This is a genomic window from Streptomyces albiflavescens, assembly GCF_014645835.1.
Classification (GTDB): domain Bacteria; phylum Actinomycetota; class Actinomycetes; order Streptomycetales; family Streptomycetaceae; genus Streptomyces; species Streptomyces albiflavescens.
Genome location: NZ_BMMM01000003.1, coordinates 262461 through 281706, shown reverse-complemented (window position 1 = coordinate 281706; position 19246 = coordinate 262461). Strand labels below are relative to the sequence as shown.

13 protein-coding genes are annotated in these 19246 nt (G+C 69.9%); 6 read left to right on the top strand and 7 right to left on the bottom strand.

The features are described from left to right. Positions 1–8: 8 nt before the first annotated feature. The 5 genes from IEY95_RS10605 to IEY95_RS10585 form a co-directional block, all read right to left on the bottom strand. Complete coding sequence (locus IEY95_RS10605; protein ID WP_189185682.1) at positions 9–1031, bottom strand: ABC transporter permease; 1023 nt, start codon at positions 1029–1031, stop codon at positions 9–11. Beyond that, positions 1028–1990, bottom strand: coding sequence for an ABC transporter permease (locus IEY95_RS10600; RefSeq protein WP_189185681.1), 963 nt, complete (start codon positions 1988–1990; stop codon positions 1028–1030). Before IEY95_RS10600 ends, IEY95_RS10605 begins: the two co-directional genes overlap by 4 nt. Continuing rightward, positions 1983–3515 carry a sugar ABC transporter ATP-binding protein gene (locus IEY95_RS10595; RefSeq protein ID WP_189185680.1) on the bottom strand — a complete coding sequence of 511 codons (1533 nt, stop codon included), beginning with the start codon at positions 3513–3515 and terminating at the stop codon, positions 1983–1985. The genes IEY95_RS10600 and IEY95_RS10595 overlap by 8 nt, the downstream gene beginning before the upstream one ends. Position 3516: 1 nt before the next feature. Beyond that, a complete protein-coding gene (locus IEY95_RS10590; RefSeq protein ID WP_189185679.1) occupies positions 3517–4614 on the bottom strand; it encodes an ABC transporter substrate-binding protein in 1098 nt (365 codons plus the stop codon). A gap of 142 nt (positions 4615–4756) precedes the next feature. Further along, the gene (locus IEY95_RS10585) at positions 4757–5770 is read right to left on the bottom strand and encodes a LacI family DNA-binding transcriptional regulator (RefSeq protein WP_189185678.1); all 1014 of its coding nucleotides are present in this window, start codon (positions 5768–5770) and stop codon (positions 4757–4759) included. 159 nt (positions 5771–5929) lie between these two features. On the opposite strand from IEY95_RS10585, the gene IEY95_RS10580 reads away from it, so the two are divergent. The 6 genes from IEY95_RS10580 to IEY95_RS10555 all read left to right on the top strand — a co-directional run bounded on the left by IEY95_RS10580 (position 5930) and on the right by IEY95_RS10555 (position 17024). Next, positions 5930–8533 (top strand): PA14 domain-containing protein, encoded by a 2604-nt coding sequence (locus IEY95_RS10580; protein ID WP_189185677.1) that lies wholly within the window; start codon positions 5930–5932, stop codon positions 8531–8533. A 141-nt stretch (positions 8534–8674) separates the two neighbouring features. Continuing rightward, positions 8675–11050: an RICIN domain-containing protein gene (locus IEY95_RS10575; protein ID WP_189185676.1), complete on the top strand. Its 2376-nt coding sequence runs from the start codon at positions 8675–8677 to the stop codon at positions 11048–11050. A gap of 114 nt (positions 11051–11164) precedes the next feature. Further along, on the top strand, positions 11165–13504 hold the full coding sequence (locus IEY95_RS10570; RefSeq protein WP_189185675.1) for a GH92 family glycosyl hydrolase: 2340 nt from the start codon (positions 11165–11167) through the stop codon (positions 13502–13504). A gap of 229 nt (positions 13505–13733) precedes the next feature. Further along, positions 13734–15062 (top strand): wax ester/triacylglycerol synthase family O-acyltransferase, encoded by a 1329-nt coding sequence (locus IEY95_RS10565; protein WP_189185674.1) that lies wholly within the window; start codon positions 13734–13736, stop codon positions 15060–15062. 112 nt (positions 15063–15174) lie between these two features. Further along, positions 15175–16716: an SDR family NAD(P)-dependent oxidoreductase gene (locus tag IEY95_RS10560; protein WP_229702794.1), complete on the top strand. Its 1542-nt coding sequence runs from the start codon at positions 15175–15177 to the stop codon at positions 16714–16716. A 74-nt stretch (positions 16717–16790) separates the two neighbouring features. Then, entirely contained in the window at positions 16791–17024 is a 234-nt protein-coding gene (locus IEY95_RS10555; protein WP_189185673.1) for a hypothetical protein, read from the top strand. Between the two features lie 592 nt (positions 17025–17616). Here the strand turns inward: IEY95_RS10555 and IEY95_RS10550 are convergent. Next, on the bottom strand, positions 17617–18429 hold the full coding sequence (locus IEY95_RS10550; protein ID WP_189185672.1) for an SDR family oxidoreductase: 813 nt from the start codon (positions 18427–18429) through the stop codon (positions 17617–17619). A gap of 142 nt (positions 18430–18571) precedes the next feature. Next, complete coding sequence (locus IEY95_RS10545; protein WP_189185671.1) at positions 18572–19162, bottom strand: HD domain-containing protein; 591 nt, start codon at positions 19160–19162, stop codon at positions 18572–18574. Positions 19163–19246: the final 84 nt, after the last annotated feature.

Here is a 19246-nt window from a genome sequence, read left to right as displayed (position 1 = left end):
CGGAGCGGTCAGAGCACCCGGCGTCTCCGTCCCAGCCATGTCTGTGCGATGACCACGACGGCCAGGAAGGCGCCGCTGACGACCTGTTGATACGCCGAGTCCAGTGAGCCGATCTGGTTGATGACGTTCTGGATGACCTTCAGCAGCAGCACGCCGACCAACGAGCCGCTGAGGAAGCCGAATCCGCCGGTGAGCAGTGTCCCGCCGATGACAACGGCGGAGATGGCGTCCAGTTCCATGCCGGTGCCGAGGATCGTCACGCCCGACACCAGCCAGGCCGCGTTGAGCGCGCCGGCGAACCCGGCGCACAGCCCGGACAACGTGTACACGGAGATCTTCGTGCGGGCCACGGGGGCACCCATCAGCGCCGCCGCGTCCTCGTTGCCGCCGACCGCGTACACGTACTGCCCGAACCGGGTGCGCCGCAGCACCACAGCGCCGAGCACGAACAGCGCGACGGTGATCCAGACGGGCGCACCGATGCCGAGCACCGTGCTCTGGCCGAGCGTCGCGAAGAAGGAGTCCTTGTCGACGAGATAGGTGGTGGAGCCCTCGTCGGTGAGGGAGAGCAGGATGCCCCGGGCGCCCAGCATCGAGGCGAGCGTGACGATGAACGGGGCCAGCCTCGAGCGGGCGATCAGGAGGCCGTTGACCAGACCGATCAGCCCGCACACCGCCAGCGGCAGCAGCAGCGCGACCACCGTGCCGTACCGCGATCCCCAGGCCGCCAGTACCCCGCCGAGGGCGAACAGGGAGCCCACCGACAGATCGATGCCGCCCGTGACGATCACGAAGGTCATGCCGAGCGCGACCACCGCGAGGAACGCGGAGGACAGCGCCATGTTCTCCAGGTTGTCGCCGGTCAGGAACGTGTCGAAGCTCAGGGAGGCCGCGATCACGGCGACCACGAGCGTGACCAGGGCGCCGTGCTGCTGGGCGAGGGCGCTGAGCCGCTCCGAGCGGCCGGCGCCGAGGGCTTCTTCCTCGGGTGTGCTCACCGTGTGCACCGGACTCTCCACGTCGGCCGTCATCGCTTCCCCCGTTCCCGTGCCGCGTAGACGGCGAGGACGATCACCACTGCTTGCGCGATCTGGGTCCACGACGGCGGCAGATCGTGCTTGATGAGCGTGGTGGTGAGCAACTGGATGAGGACCGCGCCGGCGACCGTGCCGCCGATGCGGACCCGGCCGCCGCTGAGCGGAGTGCCGCCGACCACGACGGCTGTGATCGCGGACAGTTCCATCAGGGTGCCAAGCGAGGTCGGGTCGCTCGCCGTCAGGCGCGCGGTGGCCAGGACGCCCGCGATCGCGGCGAGGACGCCGGAGCAGACGTACACCACGATCAGTACACGGCGCACGGGGAGCCCGGCGAGCCGGGCTGCCGGGCGGCTGTCGCCCAGGGCCAGCAGCTGTCGGCCGAACGTCGTGCGGCGTACGACGAAGCCGACGAGCAGTGCGAGAGCGACGGCGATGAGCACCAGGTACGGCACGCCGAGCACATCGCCCGAGCCGAGTTCCGCCATGCCCGGGTTGCGCACGTCCTTGAGCTGGGGGAGCAGGACGAGGGCCAGTCCCCGTCCGGCGACCATCAGGGCGAGCGTCGCGACGATCGGCTGGACGCCGACGAAGGCGATCAGCGCACCGTTCGCGACGCCGACCACGATTCCGCCCGCCACCGCCGCCAGTACGGCGATCCATGCTCCGTATCCGAGGTAGAGCGAGAGGAGCGAGGTGGACAGGGCCATCACCGAACCCACCGACAGGTCCACGCCCTCGCTGCCGATCGCCAGCGCCATCCCGAGCGCCACGATCAGCACCGGCGCGACCTGGACCGCCTGGGTGCGGAAGTTCTCGGCGGACAGGAAGTGCGGGGTGAAGACGGTGTTCAGCAGCAGCAGGACCACGACGCCCAGATAGACGCCGTATTCCTGGAGCAGGCGCAGCAGCCGGTCGCGATCCGCGGTCGCCCGGCCCAGCGTCAGATCAGTCATCAGGGCCTCCGGCGGCGGTGGACGCCGAGGGAGCGGTGGCGATGGCGCGCATCAGCCGGTCCTCGGTGACGGCGTCGCCGGTCAGTTCCGCCACGACCGCGCCGTCCTTGAGCACGACGACCCGGTCGCTGCCCTCGATCAGTTCCTCCGTGTCCGAGGAGATGAGCAGGACTCCCAGGCCGTCGTCCGCGAGTTCGTCGATGAGTTTCTGCACCTCCGCCTTGGCGCCGACGTCGATGCCCCGGGTCGGCTCGTCCAGCAGGAGGACCTTGGGGTGCATGGCCAGCCAGCGGGCCAGCAGGACCTTCTGCTGATTGCCGCCGGAGAGCTCGCCCACCTTCTGATGGGGGCCCGCCGCCTTGATGCGCAGCCGTGTCATGAAGGTGTCGACGATCCGGTCGATGCGCGCCTCGTCGACCAGGCCGAAGCGGGAGAGGCCGGGCAGTGCGGCGAGCGCGATGTTCTCCCGTACCGAGAGTCCCGGGAGCACGCCCTCCGCCTTGCGGTCCTCGGGCAGCAGGCTGATGCCCGCGCGGATCGCGGCCGGCGTCGAGCCGGTGCGCACCGTCGTGCCCGCCACCACGACCCGGCCGGAGTCGGTGCGCAGAGCACCCGCGATGGCCTTCGCGGTCTCGGTGCGGCCTGAGCCGAGCAGCCCGCCCAGCCCCACCACCTCACCGGGGCGAACGGCCACGGACACGCCGTCGAGCAGGTGGCGAACCGTCAACTCCTCGGCCTGCAGAACAGGTTCGACCGCGGTGTCGTGGCTCCCCGTGAACTTGGTCAGCCCCTCGTCCCGCACGACGCCGATCTCCCGGCCCAGCATCAGCGACACGAGCCTCAGCCGGTCCAGGTCGGCGATCCGCCCGGTGTGCACCACCTTGCCGTCGCGCAGCACGGTGACCGTGTCGCAGATTTCGTACAGCTCGTCGAGACGGTGGCTGACGTAGATCACCGCTATGCCGCGCTCGCGTAGCGTGCGGATCACTTCGAACAGGGTCCGCACCTCGCGGGGTTCGAGCGAGGAGGTCGGTTCGTCCATGACGACGACCCGCGCGTCCACCGAGACGGCGCGGGCGAGCGCGACCATCTGCTGGGCGCCGACGCCCAGTTCACGCAGCGGCCGGCGTACATCGACGCGGATGCCGAGCCCGCGCAACGCCTCGTCGGCCGTCCGGTGCATGCGCCGGAAGTCGATCAGCCCGAGTCGGTTGCGGGGTTCCCGGCCCAGCAGGAGGTTGCGCGCCACGGTCATCAGCGGGACGAGGTTGACCTCCTGGTAGATGGTGGAGATGCCCGCGTGCTGGGCCTCCAGGGGGGTGGCGAAGCGAACGGGGGAGCCGTCGTATGTCACCTGGCCCTCGTCCGGCCGGTAGACGCCCGTGAGCACCTTGATCAGGGTGGACTTGCCCGCGCCGTTCTCGCCGATGAGCGCGTGCACCTCCCCGGTGCGGGCCGTGAAGTCCACCGAGGACAGGGCCCGTACGCCGGGGAAGGTCTTGGACACACCGGTCACTGACAGCACGTCAGTACGCCTTGCCGATGTCGGACTTGGCGTTGTCCGTCGTGTACGCGCTGTCCTTGATAACGATGTCCTGAGCCACCTTGTCACCCTGGGTGAAGGAGTCGAGGGTCTGGAAGGCGAGCGGTCCGAAGCGCGGGTTGGACTCGATCACGCCGTTGATCCAGCCGTCGACGATTCCCTGTACGGCGTTGCGGGTGCCGTCGATCGTCACGATCTTCACGGTGCCGGGCTTCTTGCCCGCCCCCTTCAGGGCGTTGACCGCGCCGAGGCCCATCTCGTCGTTCTCGGCGTAGATCCCGGTGATGCCGGGCTTGGACTGAATGAGGTTCTCGGTGACGGACTGGCCCTTCTCCCGGGCGAACTCACCGGTCTGTTTGAAGACGATCTTGAGGCCGGGTGCCTTCTCCTTGACGCGGTCCTCGAAGCCCTTGGTGCGCTCGGTCGTCACGTTGTTGCCCGCGGCGCCGAGCAGGATGGCGATCTCGCCCTTGCCGCCCGTCGCCTCGATCATCCGGTCGGCCGCCCGCTTGCCCTGCTCCACGAAGTCGGAGCCGATGAAGCTCACATAGTCCTTGCAGGCGGTCGCGTTGATCTTGCGGTCGATGGTGACGATCGGGATGTGCTTGGCCGACGCGGAGCGCAGCACCGGTTCCCAGCCGTCCGAATTGAGCGGTGCGATGACCAGCAGGTCGGCGCCCTTGGCGATGAGGTCCTGGACGTCACTGATCTGCTTGGAGAACTGCGACTGGGCGTTGGAGGTCAGGAGCTTCACGCCCCGCTTCTGCGCCTCGGCCTTGATCGACGCGGTCTCCGCGATCCGGAAGGGGTTGGCCTCCTTCTCGGACTGGGAGAAACCCACGGTGGCGCTCTTGAGGTCGATCTTCTTGCCGCCGTAGGCGTCGATGGTGCAGGTCGGGCCGGAACCCGCGCTCGGCGACGCGACGACCTGCCCGGAGTCGCCCTGACTGGTGGAGTTCTTGGCCTTGTCGGAGTCGTCCTCCGACTTGGCGCATCCGGAGACGAGCGTGAGGCTCGTGACGAGGCCGGTGGCGAGGAGGGTCCGGACAGAGGTTCGGCGAAGGATGACGGTCGGCTTCATGGAGTCCCCAAACGGCACGCCCCGGCGCTGAGAGCGCTCCCGGGGAAGTTCGGCTCTTGCGGTCAACTCGCTGTGCACGTCGTTCAGGGGAGGTTTTTACATCGTTGGAAGGAGGCTGTAAACCCTTCCGTCCGAAATCTCGTCAGCGCCGGCCCAGTGTGCTCTCCCGCTCCACGAGCCGGAAATCCGCGGTCAGTTCACGCCCACCGGGCTCCGTGCGGCCGGACAGGCTGCGCAGCAGCGAGGCCACCGCCATCCGCGCGATGACCTGCTTGTCCGGCGAGATCGTGGTCAGTGTGACCGCCCCGAACCGGCCCTCCTCGATGTCGTCGAAGCCGACCACCGCCACGTCCCACGGCACTCTCAGTCCCCGCTCGTGGAGCACCCGCATCGCACCGATCGCGACCAGGTCGTTGTAGGCGAAGACCGCGTCCGGGCGTACCCCTGAGTCCAGCAACCGGGCCATCGCCCGTGCGCCCTCGTCGCGGCTCCAGCCGCCGACCGGCACCACCAGGCTGTCGGGCGCGGGCACCCCCGCGGCCGTCAACTCCTCGCGCCAGCCCGCGAGTCGAAGATGGGCGGGCCGGTTGGCCGAGTCGGTGCGGGCCCCCAGATAGGCGATCCGCGAGCGGCCGCGGCCCAGCAGGTGGCGCACCGCGGTCCGAGCGGCGGCCACGTTGTCGATCGCGATGTGGTCGTAGGGCGCGTCGTACTCACGCTCGCCGAGGAGCACCAGGGGGACGTCGTCCGCGCGGCCGCGCAGGTCGTCGGCCTCCAATTCCAGCGGGCTGAGGATCAGGCCGTCGATCACATTCGCCCGGAACCCCTGACTGACCAGGACCTCCTGCTCGCGGTCGCCCCGGGTGTGGTCCAGCAGCACGGTGAACTCGTGCTCGGCGGCCGCGTCGATGACGGCTCCGGCCAGTTCCGCGAAGTAGGGGTTGCCGAGCTCCGGCACGGCGAGGGCGATGATCCCGGTACGTCCTTTGCGCAGATGACGTGCCGTGAGATTCGGTCGGTAGCCCAGCTCGTCGATGGCCTCCTGGACCTTCGCCCGCATGGCCGGAGTGACGTGCGGATAGTTGTTCACGACGTTCGAGACGGTCTTGATCGAGACGCCCGCGCGCTCGGCGACGTCCTTCAGGCTGACCCGCAAGGGATCTCCTCTTCATCGATGTGCACCCCCTCCGCCAGGGCTTTTGTCATGGCCCTGGACAGAGGCTGGGAGCCGTGCTCTGATGCCAACTGCCGTTCCTTCCAACGTTGTACAGACTGAAGCAGCGAGCCGCCACCCTTCCTCAGCCAAGGAGGATTCGTGCGCACCAGACGATTCAAGAACAGACTGGCCCTTCTGCTCGCCGCGGCACTCGGCATCGCGGGACTCACCGCCGCACCCGCCGCGACCGCGGCCGACGAACCCGTCGAGGTCCACGGGCTCAAGGGCGACTACTACACCCAGTCCGCCCCCGGAGCCTTCGACTTCCACGAGCTCAAGGCCACCGGATTCGACCCCAGCCTCGACTTCGACAACCTGGAGCCGCGCCTGAACTTCGCCACCGGACAGTCCGACGACGTCAGCGTCCGCTGGACCGGCAGGATCGTGCCGGAGAAGACCGGCGCCCACACCTTCTCGATCATCGGCGACAACGGCTTCCGGCTGTGGGTCGACGGCAAGCTCGTCATCGACCACTGGGTCGACGACTGGGACCGGGAGCAGACGTCCGGCCCCGTCGACCTGACCGCGGGGCACGCCTACGACATCAAGGTCGAGTACTTCGAGCACTACGGCGGCTCCAACCTCCATCTGCGCTGGACACCCCCCGGCGGCAGCAAGACGGCGGTGCCGCAGTCGGCGCTCCGGCTGCCCGACGGATACGCGTACGACGGTGCCATCGCCACCACGGTCGCCCGGGACGGCCGTACGCTGCGTCTCGACTTCGCGCAGGCGCTGACCGCGCCCCCGGCCGGGTTCACCGACCACGTCGAGGCTGTGATCGGCGGCGCCAAGTGGCCCTTGAAGAGCGCCAAGCTGGACCCGTCCGATCCCAAGGCCCTGCTCGTGGGGCTGGGGGAACCCGTCGTCGGCAACAAGACCGGCACGGCCAAGGGCACGGCGGATCTGCGCTACGACGGCAAGGGCGGCCTCTCCGGAGCGAACGGCAACGTTGTCAGCGCCTTCTGGAGCAGCGGTCCCAACCACTCCACCTACGAACTGCGCACCAAGTGGGCGGACGACGTCGGACCGGCCAACGCCCACCCCGAGTACCCGCGACCCCAGCTGACCCGCGACAACTGGCGCAATCTCAACGGCTCGTGGCAGTTCGCCGCCGCCCGGGCCGGTGAGCAGCCCCCGGTCGGCAAGACCCTCGGCGAGAGGATCCTCGTCCCGTACCCCGTGGAGTCCCAGCTCTCCGGCATCGAACGGCACGAGGACCGCATGTGGTACCGCCGCACCTTCACCGTGCCGGCCGACTGGAAGGTCGGCTCCGGCAAACGCCTGCGGCTCAACTTCGGTGCCGTCGACTGGCAGTCCGAGGTGTACGTCAACGGCACCGAGGTCGCCGAACACAAGGGCGGCTACGACAAGTTCAGCGCCGACATCACCGACGCGCTGAAGCCGGGCCGCACCCAGGAGCTGATCGTCGGCGTCTACGACCCGACCGACGCGCAGGGCGGCGAGAACCCGCCGCTCGGCAAGCAGCGCCTGGACCCCAGCGGCATCTGGTACACGCCGTCCTCGGGCATCTGGCAGACGGTGTGGATGGAGCCGGTCGCGGCCGACCACGTCGACTCGCTCAAGCTGACACCCGACGTCGGCAACAGTCGGCTCACCATCGAACCCCAGGGTGTGCGTGACGGAATGGCGGTCACGGCCACGGCGTACGCCGGGAAACGCAAGGTCGGCACGGTGACAGGGCGGACCGGACAGCCGCTGGTCCTGAAGATCGACAACCCGCGTCTGTGGTCGCCCGACGACCCGTTCCTCTACGACCTCGAGGTGAGCGTCGGCGCCGATCGCGTCGGCAGCTACTTCGGGATGCGGTCGATCGCCGTCGAGCAGGTGAACGGAACGCCGCGCACGGTCCTCAACGGCAAGCCCGTCTTCATGATGGCCACCCTCGACCAGGGCTTCTGGCCCGACGGACTGCACACGGCGCCGACCGACGAGGCCCTCGCGTACGACCTCGAGCTGCACAAGCAGATGGGCTTCAACGCGGTCCGCAAGCACATCAAGGTGGAGCCCGACCGCTGGTTCTACTGGGCGGACCGGCTGGGCCTGATGGTCTGGCAGGACATGCCCGCGATGACCGCCGGGGTCAACCCGGACGCCGCGTCCCGTGCCGAGTACGAGCACGAGATGAAGCAGATGATCGACCAGCACATCAGCAGCCCGTCGATCGTCATGTGGGTGACGTTCAACGAGGGCTGGGGCCAGTACGACGTGGGTCGCATCGCCGCCCAGGCAAAGGCCTGGGACCCGACGCGGCTGGTCAACAACATGTCGGGTCTCAATCTGGGAGCCGACGGAGGCACCGGCGACATCATGGACGAGCACGGCTATCCGAGCCCCGCGCTGCCCCCCGCCCCCGACGGGAAACGGGCTCTCGTCAGCGGCGAGTACGGCGGTCTCGGCCTCGCGGTGCCCGGTCACGCCTGGTCGGTGCAGCAGTCGTACGTGGACGTGGACCCCTCGACGTACACCGACGACTATCTCGCCCGGCTGGACGAGGTGCGCAAGCTCTCCTGCAAGGGGAGCAACGGCGCCGTCTACACCCAGATCTCCGATGTGGAGGGCGAGTTGAACGGGCTGGTGACCTACGACCGCAAGGTGGTCAAGCCCGATGTGAAGCGCCTGAAGGCGGCCCACGACGCGCTCATTCACCACGCGTCGCAGGCGATCCCGGCGGGCTGCTCCTGACGGCGGGGCGCACCCGGACGACGCCTCCCCGCCTCTGCCCGCGCGCCCCGTCCTGACCCGCCGACGGGTCCTCGTGCGGCCCGCCCCGTCCCACGGGAGCGGGCGGGCCGCACTCACTCACCCCCTCACAGGAGCACCCGCATGCCCCTCGACCGACGCCTCTTCCTGCAAACAGGCTCCCTGGCCCTGGGAGCCCTCACGCTCGGCACGGCCTTCCCGGCATCCGCCGCGACCGGCCCCCTGCCGGACGCCTTCACCCGCCTGCCACCCGGCAGCATCACCCCGCGCGGCTGGCTCGACGGCCAACTGCGGCAGCAGCTGGCCGGCCTGTGCGGCCGCTACGCCGAGCGCTCCCACTTCCTCGACTTCGCCACCAGCGGATGGGTCCACCCGGAGAACGGCGGCTGGGAGGAACTGCCCTACTGGCTGCGCGGATACGTCCCCCTGGCCATCGCCACCCGCGACACCACGGCGCTCGAACAGTCCCGCCGCTGGATCGACGCCATCCTCGCCACCCAGCAGAGCGACGGCTTCTTCGGCCCGCGAGCCCTGCGCACCTCGCTGGGCGGCGGCCCCGACTTCTGGCCCTTCCTCCCGCTGCTCCAAGCTCTGCGCAGCTACGAGGAGTACGCGCGCGACGAGCGGATCGTGCCCTTCCTGACCCGCTTCCTGCGCTTCATGAACGCCCAGGGCCGGGGAGCCTTCGACACCAGCTGGGTCTCGCTGCGCTGGGGCGACGGCATGGACGTGGCGCTGTGGCTCCACCGCCGCACCGGCGAGGGCTTCCTGCTGGATCTCGTCGACAAGATGCACACCTACGGAGCCGACTGGACAGGTGCTCTGCCCAGCGCGCACAACGTCAACATCGCGCAGGGGTTTCGCGAACCGGCCCAGTACGCCCGGCGTTCGGGGACCGTCGACCTCACGCAGGCCACCTACCGTACGTACGAACAGGTCATGGGCGGCTATGGCCAGTTCCCCGGCGGCGGCCTCGCGGGTGACGAGAACATCCGCCCCGGCTTCGGCGACCCCCGGCAGGGCTTCGAGACCTGTGGCGTCGTCGAGTTCATGGCCAGCCATGAACTGCTCACCCGTATCACCGGCGACCCGGTGTGGGCGGACCGCTGCGAGGACCTCGCCTTCAACATGCTGCCCGCCGCCCTCGACCCCGAGGGCAAGGCCGTCCACTACATCACCAGCGCCAACAGCGTCGATCTGGACAACGCCCGCAAGACGCAGGGCCAGTTCCAGAACGGCTTCGCCATGCAGGCGTACCTGCCGGGCGTCGACCAGTACCGCTGCTGTCCGCACAACTACGGCATGGGATGGCCCTACTTCAGCGAGGAGCTGTGGCTGGCCACGCCCGACCATGGCCTGGCCGCCGCCATGTACGCCCCGTGCCGCGTCACCGCACAGGTGGGCGGTACGTCGGTGACCGTCACCGAGGACACCGAGTATCCGTTCGGCGAGACGATCACCCTCACGGTGCACGCCTCGCGCCCCGTCGCCTTCCCGCTGCACCTGCGGATCCCGGGCTGGTGCACGGCGCCACAACTCCGTGTCAAGGGAAGGACGGTGCCGGCCGGGAAGGGGCCTGTGTTCGTCCGCGTCGAGCGCACCTGGTCGAACGGCGACCGGGTGACCCTGCGCCTGCCGCAGCACACCACCGTGCGTACCTGGCACGGCAACCACGACTCCGTGAGCGTCACCCACGGACCCCTCGCGTACGGGCTGCGGATCGGGGAGAGGTACGTCCGCTCCGCGGGCACCGACACCTTTCCCGAGTACGAGGTGCATGCCACCACGCCCTGGAACTACGGTCTGGTGTCCGGCACTTCGCCGGTCTTCCGGCGCGCGGATGGCCCGCTCGCCGACGATCCGTTCACCCAGGACGGCAGTCCGGTCCGGATCCTGGCCGAGGCGCGCCGCCTCCCCGAGTGGGTCGCCGACGACGAGCACGTCGTCGCCCCGCTCCAGCACAGCCCGGCCCGCAGCGCGGAGCCGGTCGAGACCGTCACGCTGATTCCGCTGGGCGCGGCACGCTTGCGGATCGCAGCCTTCCCGACAGCCGGACCGGACGGCACGCCGTGGACACCCGAGCCCCCGTTCCGCCGTGTCCTCAACAAGCACAGCGGCAAGGTCCTGGCCGTCGACAACATGTCCACCGCCAACAGCGCCCGGGTCGTGCAGTTCGAGAACTCGGGCACGGGCGACCACGCCTGGCAGCTGATCGACAAGTCGGACGGCTGGTTCCTGGTGCGCAACGGCCAGAGCGGCAAGGTGCTCGGCGTGGACGGCATGTCCACCGAGAACAGCGCCCACGTCGTCCAGTACGAGGACAACGGCACCGACGACCACCTGTGGACCTTCGACGACCGGGGCGACGGCTGGTTCCTGGTGCGCAACCGGCACAGCGGCAAGGTGCTCGGTGTCGACCAGATGTCGACGTCGAACAGCGCTCAGGTGGTGCAGTTCGACGACAACGGCACCGAGGATCACCTGTGGCGGTTCGCGTGACCCGCCGAACTGCCCTCCCGGCCTTGACTCTTGACGTGTACACGCACACGGCGAAGAATGAGCGCGCCCTGCGCTTGACAACGTTGTCTGAGCCTTGAGGAGGCGTTTCCGCCCATGAGATGGACCCAACGGCTACGCGGTGCGGGGACGGCGGTCGCAGTGGCCGTGCTCCTCGGTGGCACGCTCGCCGGCCCGGTGGCCCACGCCGCCGAGCCGCGCGACGGTCAACTCACCGATCTGGTCAACCCGTTCATCGGAACGGAGAACGAAGGCAACACCTACCCCGGTGCCGCCGTCCCCTTCGGCATGGTGCAGTTCTCGCCGGACACCGGCCACAACACCGGCTACGACTACTCCCAGAACCACATCCGCGGCTTCTCCCTCGTCCATCTGTCGGGCGTCGGCTGCGGCCTGGGCGGCGACCTGCCCGTGCTGCCGACGGTCGGTGACGTCACCCGGACGGACTACGCCCAGTACGAGGCCGAGTTCGGCCACGACTCCGAGAAGGCGAGCCCCGGCTACTACAGGGTCGGCCTGAGGACCGGTATCGACGCCGAGCTGACGGCCACCGAGCGCACCGGCGTGCAGCGTTACACCTTCCCCGCCACGGACAAGGCCAATGTCCTGCTGAACGCCGGCCAGTCGCTGCACAAGACCCTGTCCACCAAGGTCGAGATCCTCGACAGCCGGACCGTGCGCACGGCGATCACCGGCAGCGGCTTCTGCCAGGCCACGAAGCCGTACACGGTGTACACGATCACGCGCTTCGACCGTCCGTTCACGACCTCGGGCACCTGGAACGCGGACACCGTCACCGAGGGCTCCAAGGAGTCGGTGAGCACGGGCCGCAACGGCGCCTTCGTCCGCTTCGACACCACCAAGGACCGTACGGTCGAGGCGACCACCGCCCTGTCGTACGTGGATGCCGGCGGCGCGGCCGTCAATCTCCGTTCCGAGGGAGGCCGTTCCTTCGACGCCGTCCGCGGCGGGGCCCGCCGCGCCTGGGAGAACCGGCTCGACGACGTACGGGCGCAGGGTGGCAGCGACACCCTGCGCCGCACGTTCTACTCGTCGCTCTACCGGTCCTTCCTCGCCCCCAACATCGGCAGTGACGCCGACGGCCGCTACACCGGCTGGGACCAGAAGATCCACCGCGCTCAGGGCTTCACGTACTACCAGAACTGGTCGTTGTGGGACACCTATCGCACCCAGTCGCAGCTCCTGGCCCTGCTCGCGCCGCGCGAGGCGCGGGACATGGCGATCTCCGTCATCAAGATCGACGAGGAGAGCGGCTGGCTGCCCAAGTGGGGCTACGGCACGGTCGAGACGAACATCATGACCGGCGACCCCGTCACCCCGTTCCTCACCAACGCCTACCAGCAGGGCCTGCTCGAAGGATACGAGCAGCGGGCCTACCGCGCCCTGAAGAGGAACGCCGACGGGGTGCCGCCCGCCGACTCGCCCGCGGTGGGCCGCGAGGCCAACAAGGAGTACCTCGCGGACGGCTTCGCGCCCTACATCAAGGACCGCCCGCACGCGAAGCCCGGCGACTCGGACTACGACCACGGCGCGTCCGCGACCCTGGAGTACGCCCTGTCGGACGCGATGCTCGGCGCGATGGCGCGGGATCTGGGCCATGACGCGGACGCCGCGCGCTATGCCGCACGGGCCCAGAACTACCGCAAGATCTACGACAGTTCGACCGGGTTCTTCCGTGCGCGGGACGCCGCCGGCGCCTTCACCGGACCGGCGGACCCGGCCCTGAGCGAGGGCTTCCACGAGGGCACGTCCTGGCAGTACCAGTGGCTCGTGCCGCAGGACCTGCCGGGCATGGTCGACCTGATCGGCGGCAAGCAGACGGCCAACGACCGGCTCGACTCGTTCTTCGCCTACGAGCAACTGCTCAAGGACCCGGCGAAGACCGCCCGTGAGGTGTGGGTCAACGGCCCGTACGACTACTACAACGCGGACAAGTACAACCCTCAGAACGAGCCCGACCTGATCGCCCCGTACACCTACCTGTCGACCGGTCAGCCGTGGAAGACGACCGATGTGGTGCATGCCGCGTTGACGCTGTTCACGGATGCGCCGACCGGAATGACCGGCAACGACGACCTGGGCACGATGTCCGCCTGGAACGTGCTCTCGTCCATCGGGATCTTCCCGGTCCAGCCCGGCTACGACACGTGGGGCCTGTCGACCCCGGTCTTCGAGCGGGTGGACCTGACCCTCGACCGGCGCTCCTACCCGCGCGGCGCTCTGACGGTGACGGCGCCGGGCAGTTCGGACAGCGACCGGTACATCCAGTCCGCACGGGTGGACGGGGCTTCGTACGGTCGTACGTATCTGACGACCGAAGCGCTGCGAGGTCTGCGCTCGCTCTCCTTCACGGTCGGTGCCGAGCCGTCCGAATGGGGGACTTCCGCCGCGGCCGCGCCGCCCGTCCTCAACTGACCGCGGACGGCCCGGACATACTCGGACGCACCTCGGACGCACATCCGCCGCGCCTCGGGCGCACATCGGCCACACCTCAGACACCCCTTGAGGCACACGAGCCCCGCCCCTCACGTGAGGGGCGGGACTTAATCTGCTGTTAACTGTGCGTAGCTTGATCGTACTTGACCGTAATCGCTTCTCGGAGGTTGACTGCTTGCCCACCCACCGTCGACGCGAGAGCAAGGCTTTGACTTCTGATCTCCTCGCACCACTCGACCTGGCGTTCTGGAACATCGAGTCCGCCCAGCACCCCATGCACCTGGGCGCCCTCGGTGTCTTCGTGGCCCACTCGCCCACGGCGGGCGCGCACGCGGCCGATCTGCTGGCGTCCCGCGCCGTCGCGGTGCCGGGACTGCGCATGCGGATCCGTGACGTGTGGGAGCCACTGGCCCCGCTCGCCTTCGGGAGCGCGACCCGTGAGCCCGCGCCCGACTTCGAGCCGCTCGACCATGTCCGGCTGCACGCGCCGACCGCGGACTTCCACGCGGTGGCCGGCCGGCTGATGGAACGCCCGCTGCTGCGCGGCCGGCCACCCTGGGAAGCGCATGTACTGCCCGGCGAGGACGGCGTGTCCTTCGCCGTGCTCTTCAAGTTCCATCACGCGCTGGCCGACGGACTGAGGGCGCTGATGCTCGCGGCCGCCATCATGGACCCGATGGACATGCCGGAGCCCCGCCCGCGCCCGGCGGAGGCGCCGCGGGGGCTCTTTCCGGACGTGCGCAAGCTGCCGGGCCTGGTCCGCGGCACCCTCTCCGACGTGGGCCGCGCCCTCGACATCGGCACCTCTGTGGCCCGCGCGACCCTGGGCGTACGGTCCTCGCCCGCCCTCACCTCGCAGCCCACCGGCACCCGGCGCACCGCGGGCGTGATCCTGGACCTCGATGAGGTGCACCGGGTCCGCAAGTCCGTGGGCGGCACCGTCAACGACGTCCTGATCGCCGTCGTCGCGGGCGCTCTGCGCCGCTGGCTCGACGAGCGTGGCGACGGCAGCCACGGGGTCGCGCCGCGCGCGCTGATCCCCGTCTCCAAGCGCCGCCCGCGCACCGCGCATCCACAGGGCAACCGGCTCTCCGGGTACCTGATACGGCTTCCCGTCGACGACCCGGACCCGCTCGGACGGCTGCGTACGGTGCGCATGGCGATGGACCGCAACAAGGACGCGGGGCCCAACAGGGGAGCGGGCGCCGTGGCGCTGCTCGCCGACCATGTGCCGCCGCTCGGGCACCGGCTCGGTGGGCCCGTCGTCGGCCAGGCCGCCCGGCTGCTGTTCGACATCCTCGTCACCAGCGTGCCGCTGCCCAGCCTCGGCCTGAAGCTCGGCGGCTGCCCGCTCGCCGAGGTGTATCCGTTCGCCCCGCTGGCCCGTGGGCAGGCGCTGGCGGTCGCCGTCTCGACGTACCGCGGGCGCGTCCATTACGGGCTCGTCGCCGACGCGGAGGCCGTGCCGGACCTCGATCTGCTCGCCCGTGCACTGTCCGAGGAGGTGGAGACACTGACCGCTGCCTGCGGTTCCTGACGGCCGTTGATCATCTCGGGTTTGGTGCCGCGCACCATTGCTCCGTAAAATTCCGCCTTCGAAAGCGAGCGCGGTTCGAACGCGGCGCACAACCCGAGGAACGGCAACGGCGATGACGGTGACAGAGGACGGCCAGGCGGCTCTCGCCGTGGACACGGCAGAGGACGACCGGGCGACTTCCGCCGTCGACACGGCGCAGGTCTCCTACGGGCCCGGCATCGACCCCGAGCGGCTGGCCGTCTGCCTCAGCGTGCTCGACGAACTCGAGAAGATCGAGGTCGACCACCCCGACGCCATCGCGGTGCGCCGCGCCACCGCGGGCATCTACCGCACGGTCAAGCAGCGCCGCCGCCAGGAGCGCCGTGCCGCGAAGACCGCGCACGACAAGGCGGTCACCGAGGCCACCGCGACCGGCTCCGCCCAGCGCATCGACGACGAGACGGAGGGCATCCTGCCCTCCTCCGTGACCGAGGCGGGGGAGATCGCCGGGATACTCCAGCGCCCGCGCTCCTGCTACACCTGCAAGACGCGGTACGTCGAGGTCGACTACTTCTACCACCAGCTCTGCCAGAACTGCGCCGCCGAGAACCGGGCCCGCCGCGACGCTCGTGCCGACCTCACCGGCAAGCGCGCGCTGCTCACCGGCGGCCGCGCCAAGATCGGCATGTACATCGCGCTCAGGCTGCTGCGTGACGGCGCCCACACCACCATCACCACGCGCTTCCCCAAGGACGCCATCCGCCGCTTCAAGGCCATGGACGACTCGGCGGACTGGATCCACCGTCTCGAGGTCGTCGGCATCGACCTGCGTGACCCGGCCCAGGCCGTGGCCCTCGCCGACCAGATCGCCGAGGCGGGACCGCTCGACATCCTCGTCAACAACGCGACGCAGACCGTACGCCGTCTGCCCTCCGCCTACGCAGCCCTGGTCGAGGGCGAGAGCGCCCCGCTGCCCGCCGGGGAGCTGCCCGCCCACCACGTCATCGGCGCCTTCGGCTCCGGCGCCGTGGACGGCATCGCCGCGCTGCCCGTCGGCATCAGCGGCCTGGACGCCCAGAAGGTGGCCGACCTCGCGCTTGTCGCGGGCAACGCCAGCGTCGCCCGGCACCTCGACGGCACCGCCATCGACGCGGGCGGCCTGGTCCCGGACGTCGTCGACACCAACACCTGGGTGCAGACCATCGAGCAGATCTCCCCGGTGGAGCTCCTCGAGACCCAGCTGTGCAACTACACGGCGCCGTTCATCCTGATCAGCGCATTGCGGCCGGCCATGGCCGAGGCCGCCAGGAAGGCGAGGAGTGGACGCGCGTACATCGTGAACGTCTCCGCGATGGAGGGCGTCTTCGGCCGCGGCTACAAGGGCGCGGGCCACCCGAACACCAACGCCGCCAAGGCCGCGATGAACATGGTCACCCGGACCAGCGGCCAGGAGATGTTCCAGACCGACGGCATCCTCATGACCTCGGTCGACACCGGCTGGATCACCGACGAGCGCCCCCACTACGACAAGCTGCGCCTGGCCGAAGAGGGCTTCCACGCACCGCTCGACCTGGTCGACGGGGCCGCACGGGTTTACGATCCGATTGTGCGCGGAGAGCAGGGCGAGGATCTCTACGGCGTCTTCCTCAAGGACTACGCGCCCGGCAAGTGGTGATCCACCGGCCGTGACGCGTGCCCCGGCGCCCATGGGGATCCCGGACCCTGGTGAGTACCGCGCCGGGAGTTCCCATGGGCAGTCCACACGACATCGATCCGCGGGCCTTCGACGATCCGCGCAACCGCTACCCGAGCGACGAAGAGTTCTACGCGAGCGGCCGTCCGGCCCATCCCGTGCTGCCTGAGGACCGGCCCCGCGGAGGCGGCGGCACGGCTCCGGTCAAGCACCGGGGGACGTGGGCCACGGTCGGATTCGTCGCCTGCATCATCCTGCTGATCCTGGTAGGGATCGCTCTGTTCCCCTGAGGGATACCGGGCCACCGTCATGAGTGAGGTGGTGCGTATGACCGCAGAGACTCGAGGACGGCGTACTCGACCGAGTGCGCCGTCCTGGCCGTCCTGGCCCGTGTGCCGCCGTCCTGCCCCGTGTGCCGCTCTCCTGCCTGTTTGCCGCCCTCCACCAGTAGATCGGCGTCTCCTGGCGCGTGCCTGGTCCGGGCGGGCCGGGGCGGTGGGGCCGCGACGGCGGCGGATCCGGACCGCGTGGCCCGTGGAGCGCGCGGAGACCACCACGGCCGCCGTCAGCGCCGCCCTTCCGGTGGCTCGCTGTAGTCGCACGCCTGCCGCCGAACACTCATGGTGACCATTCAACCCGCGGTCGCGGTCTTTGTCCTGCTGAGTCGAGGCTCCTGGATGTCGTCCGGCGGAGCCGACGGGGCCCCTAGGCCCTGTCGTCACATTCCCGTCTGCCCCGCGACGCCATGCACGCACTCTCGCCGCACCGGGCACAGACCCAAGTACATCCAGTACGAGGGCCTGCGCCCGGCACGCCGAGAGCACGCACCTGACGCCGCAGGGCCCGCCCTCCGGGCGGACGACGGGAATTTGACGACAGGACCTAGGGCCTGTCGTCCGGAGCCCGTGTCCGTAGCCGCTCGTGTACGGCGTGGCCGCGTGCGGCGGCGTGCGCGGCTCTGACCCGGGTCCCCCCGTCGACCAGCAGATCGGCGCCGGTGATCCACTCGGCCGCGTCCGAGGCCAGCCACGTCACGGCCCGGGCGATGTCCTCGGGCCGCCCGATGCGGCCCAGAGGCAGGCCGGCGCCCAGTTCGTCCTCGGAGTGCTCCCACACGAAGCGGGCCATCTCGGTGCGGACCAGGCCGGGGGAGACGGAGTTGACCCGCACCTTCGGGGCCAGCTCACCCGCGAGCTGCTGGGTCAGGTGCAGCAGGGCGGCCTTGCTGGTGCCGTACGCGCCCACCTGCGGCCCGACATGTCCGGCGCCTTCCGTGCAGACGTTCACCACCGCGCCGCCGTGCTCGCTCATCCACGCCCGCCACGCGCACTGCACCAGCCGCAGCGGTGCCTCGACGTTGATCGTGAACGCCTCGCGCCAGCGGTCCGGGTCGGCGTCCATGAGCGGGCCGTACGGCTGGTTGGTCGCCGCGTTGTTCACCACGACGTCGATGCGTCCGAGCTCCCGCAGGGCCAGCTGGGTCAGCTCCCACAGATGCGCGGGGTCGGCGACCGAGCCGGCGAGTCCGACGCCGCCGAGCCGCTGCGCGGTCCGGGCCACCTCGTCGGGATCCCGAGCGGTCACGCACACGCGCGCTCCGGCCTCGGTGAGTGCGGCCGCGACGGCGAGGCCGATCCCGCGCGAGGCCCCGGTGACGATGGCGGCCCTGCCTTCGAGCCCGTACGGCGACGTCATCCGCGTACGGTCTCATGACGGACCGTCAGCCGACAGCCCTCGGTCGTGCATGCCCACAGCTCCGGCTGTAAAGCCGGCGCCCTGTATGCGGTGTCCTCGGCGCCATGACAGCCGGTTTCCTCGGCGCCGTGCATGCAGCCGGTCAAGCCCCCAGCCGTGAGTGCTGCGCCGCCACCAGCTCCAGCACCGTGCGCCAGTCCTCCATGATCCCGGCGTCCAGGCCGACGACCTTGCCCGCGTCGTCGGCCTGCCGCAGTGTCACGGCGTCCTCCGAGAGCGGATCGTGCTCGAACGCGGCCGCCTCCCGCGGTGTCATGGCGCCGCCCTGCACGGTCAGGGTCAGCGCGCTCTGCGGGGACAGCCCGCGGCCCGGCGACGTGGTCGCCAGATAGCGCTCCGCCGCCACGTGCAGCCGTACGAGGCGGGAGACCCGTTCGCCGAGCAGGGGACGTACCGCATCGGCCGCGTGGTCAGCGTGTCCCGCGTCGTCGCCCGGCCTGAGCAGATGTCCTATGTCGTGCACCAGGCCCGCCACCTGGAGTTCCTTGTCGCTGGGGTGCCCGCGGCGCAGTAGCGCGGCGGTCTGCAGTGCATGATCGTGCAGATCGACCGGGCCGCCCATGGGGGTCCCCCCGCTCGAGCGAAGCCGAGAGTGGGGGAGGTTTGGGGCGTCCCAGGCTCCCCGGCAGGCGTGCAGCAGATCCATCAGCTCCTCGACGCTGCGCAGCTCCATACGTCAGTCCTCCCGCGAGAAAAGCCGTTGCCGGGCGTCAGCAGATCATGGCCGCCTTGCGAATCGGCCAACGGGACCTGAACT

What these genes read in the sequence shown, in the direction of transcription:
- IEY95_RS10605 (WP_189185682.1), bottom strand. Translation starts at nt 1,031, where the DNA reads ATGACGGCCGACGTGGAGAGTCCGGTGCACACGGTGAGCACACCCGAG.
- IEY95_RS10600 (WP_189185681.1), bottom strand. Translation starts at nt 1,990, where the DNA reads ATGACTGATCTGACGCTGGGCCGGGCGACCGCGGATCGCGACCGGCTG.
- IEY95_RS10590 (WP_189185679.1), bottom strand. Translation starts at nt 4,614, where the DNA reads ATGAAGCCGACCGTCATCCTTCGCCGAACCTCTGTCCGGACCCTCCTC.
- IEY95_RS10575 (WP_189185676.1), top strand. Translation starts at nt 8,675, where the DNA reads ATGCCCCTCGACCGACGCCTCTTCCTGCAAACAGGCTCCCTGGCCCTG.
- IEY95_RS10570 (WP_189185675.1), top strand. Translation starts at nt 11,165, where the DNA reads ATGAGATGGACCCAACGGCTACGCGGTGCGGGGACGGCGGTCGCAGTG.
- IEY95_RS10560 (WP_229702794.1), top strand. Translation starts at nt 15,175, where the DNA reads ATGACGGTGACAGAGGACGGCCAGGCGGCTCTCGCCGTGGACACGGCA.
- IEY95_RS10555 (WP_189185673.1), top strand. Translation starts at nt 16,791, where the DNA reads ATGGGCAGTCCACACGACATCGATCCGCGGGCCTTCGACGATCCGCGC.
- IEY95_RS10550 (WP_189185672.1), bottom strand. Translation starts at nt 18,429, where the DNA reads ATGACGTCGCCGTACGGGCTCGAAGGCAGGGCCGCCATCGTCACCGGG.
- IEY95_RS10545 (WP_189185671.1), bottom strand. Translation starts at nt 19,162, where the DNA reads ATGGAGCTGCGCAGCGTCGAGGAGCTGATGGATCTGCTGCACGCCTGC.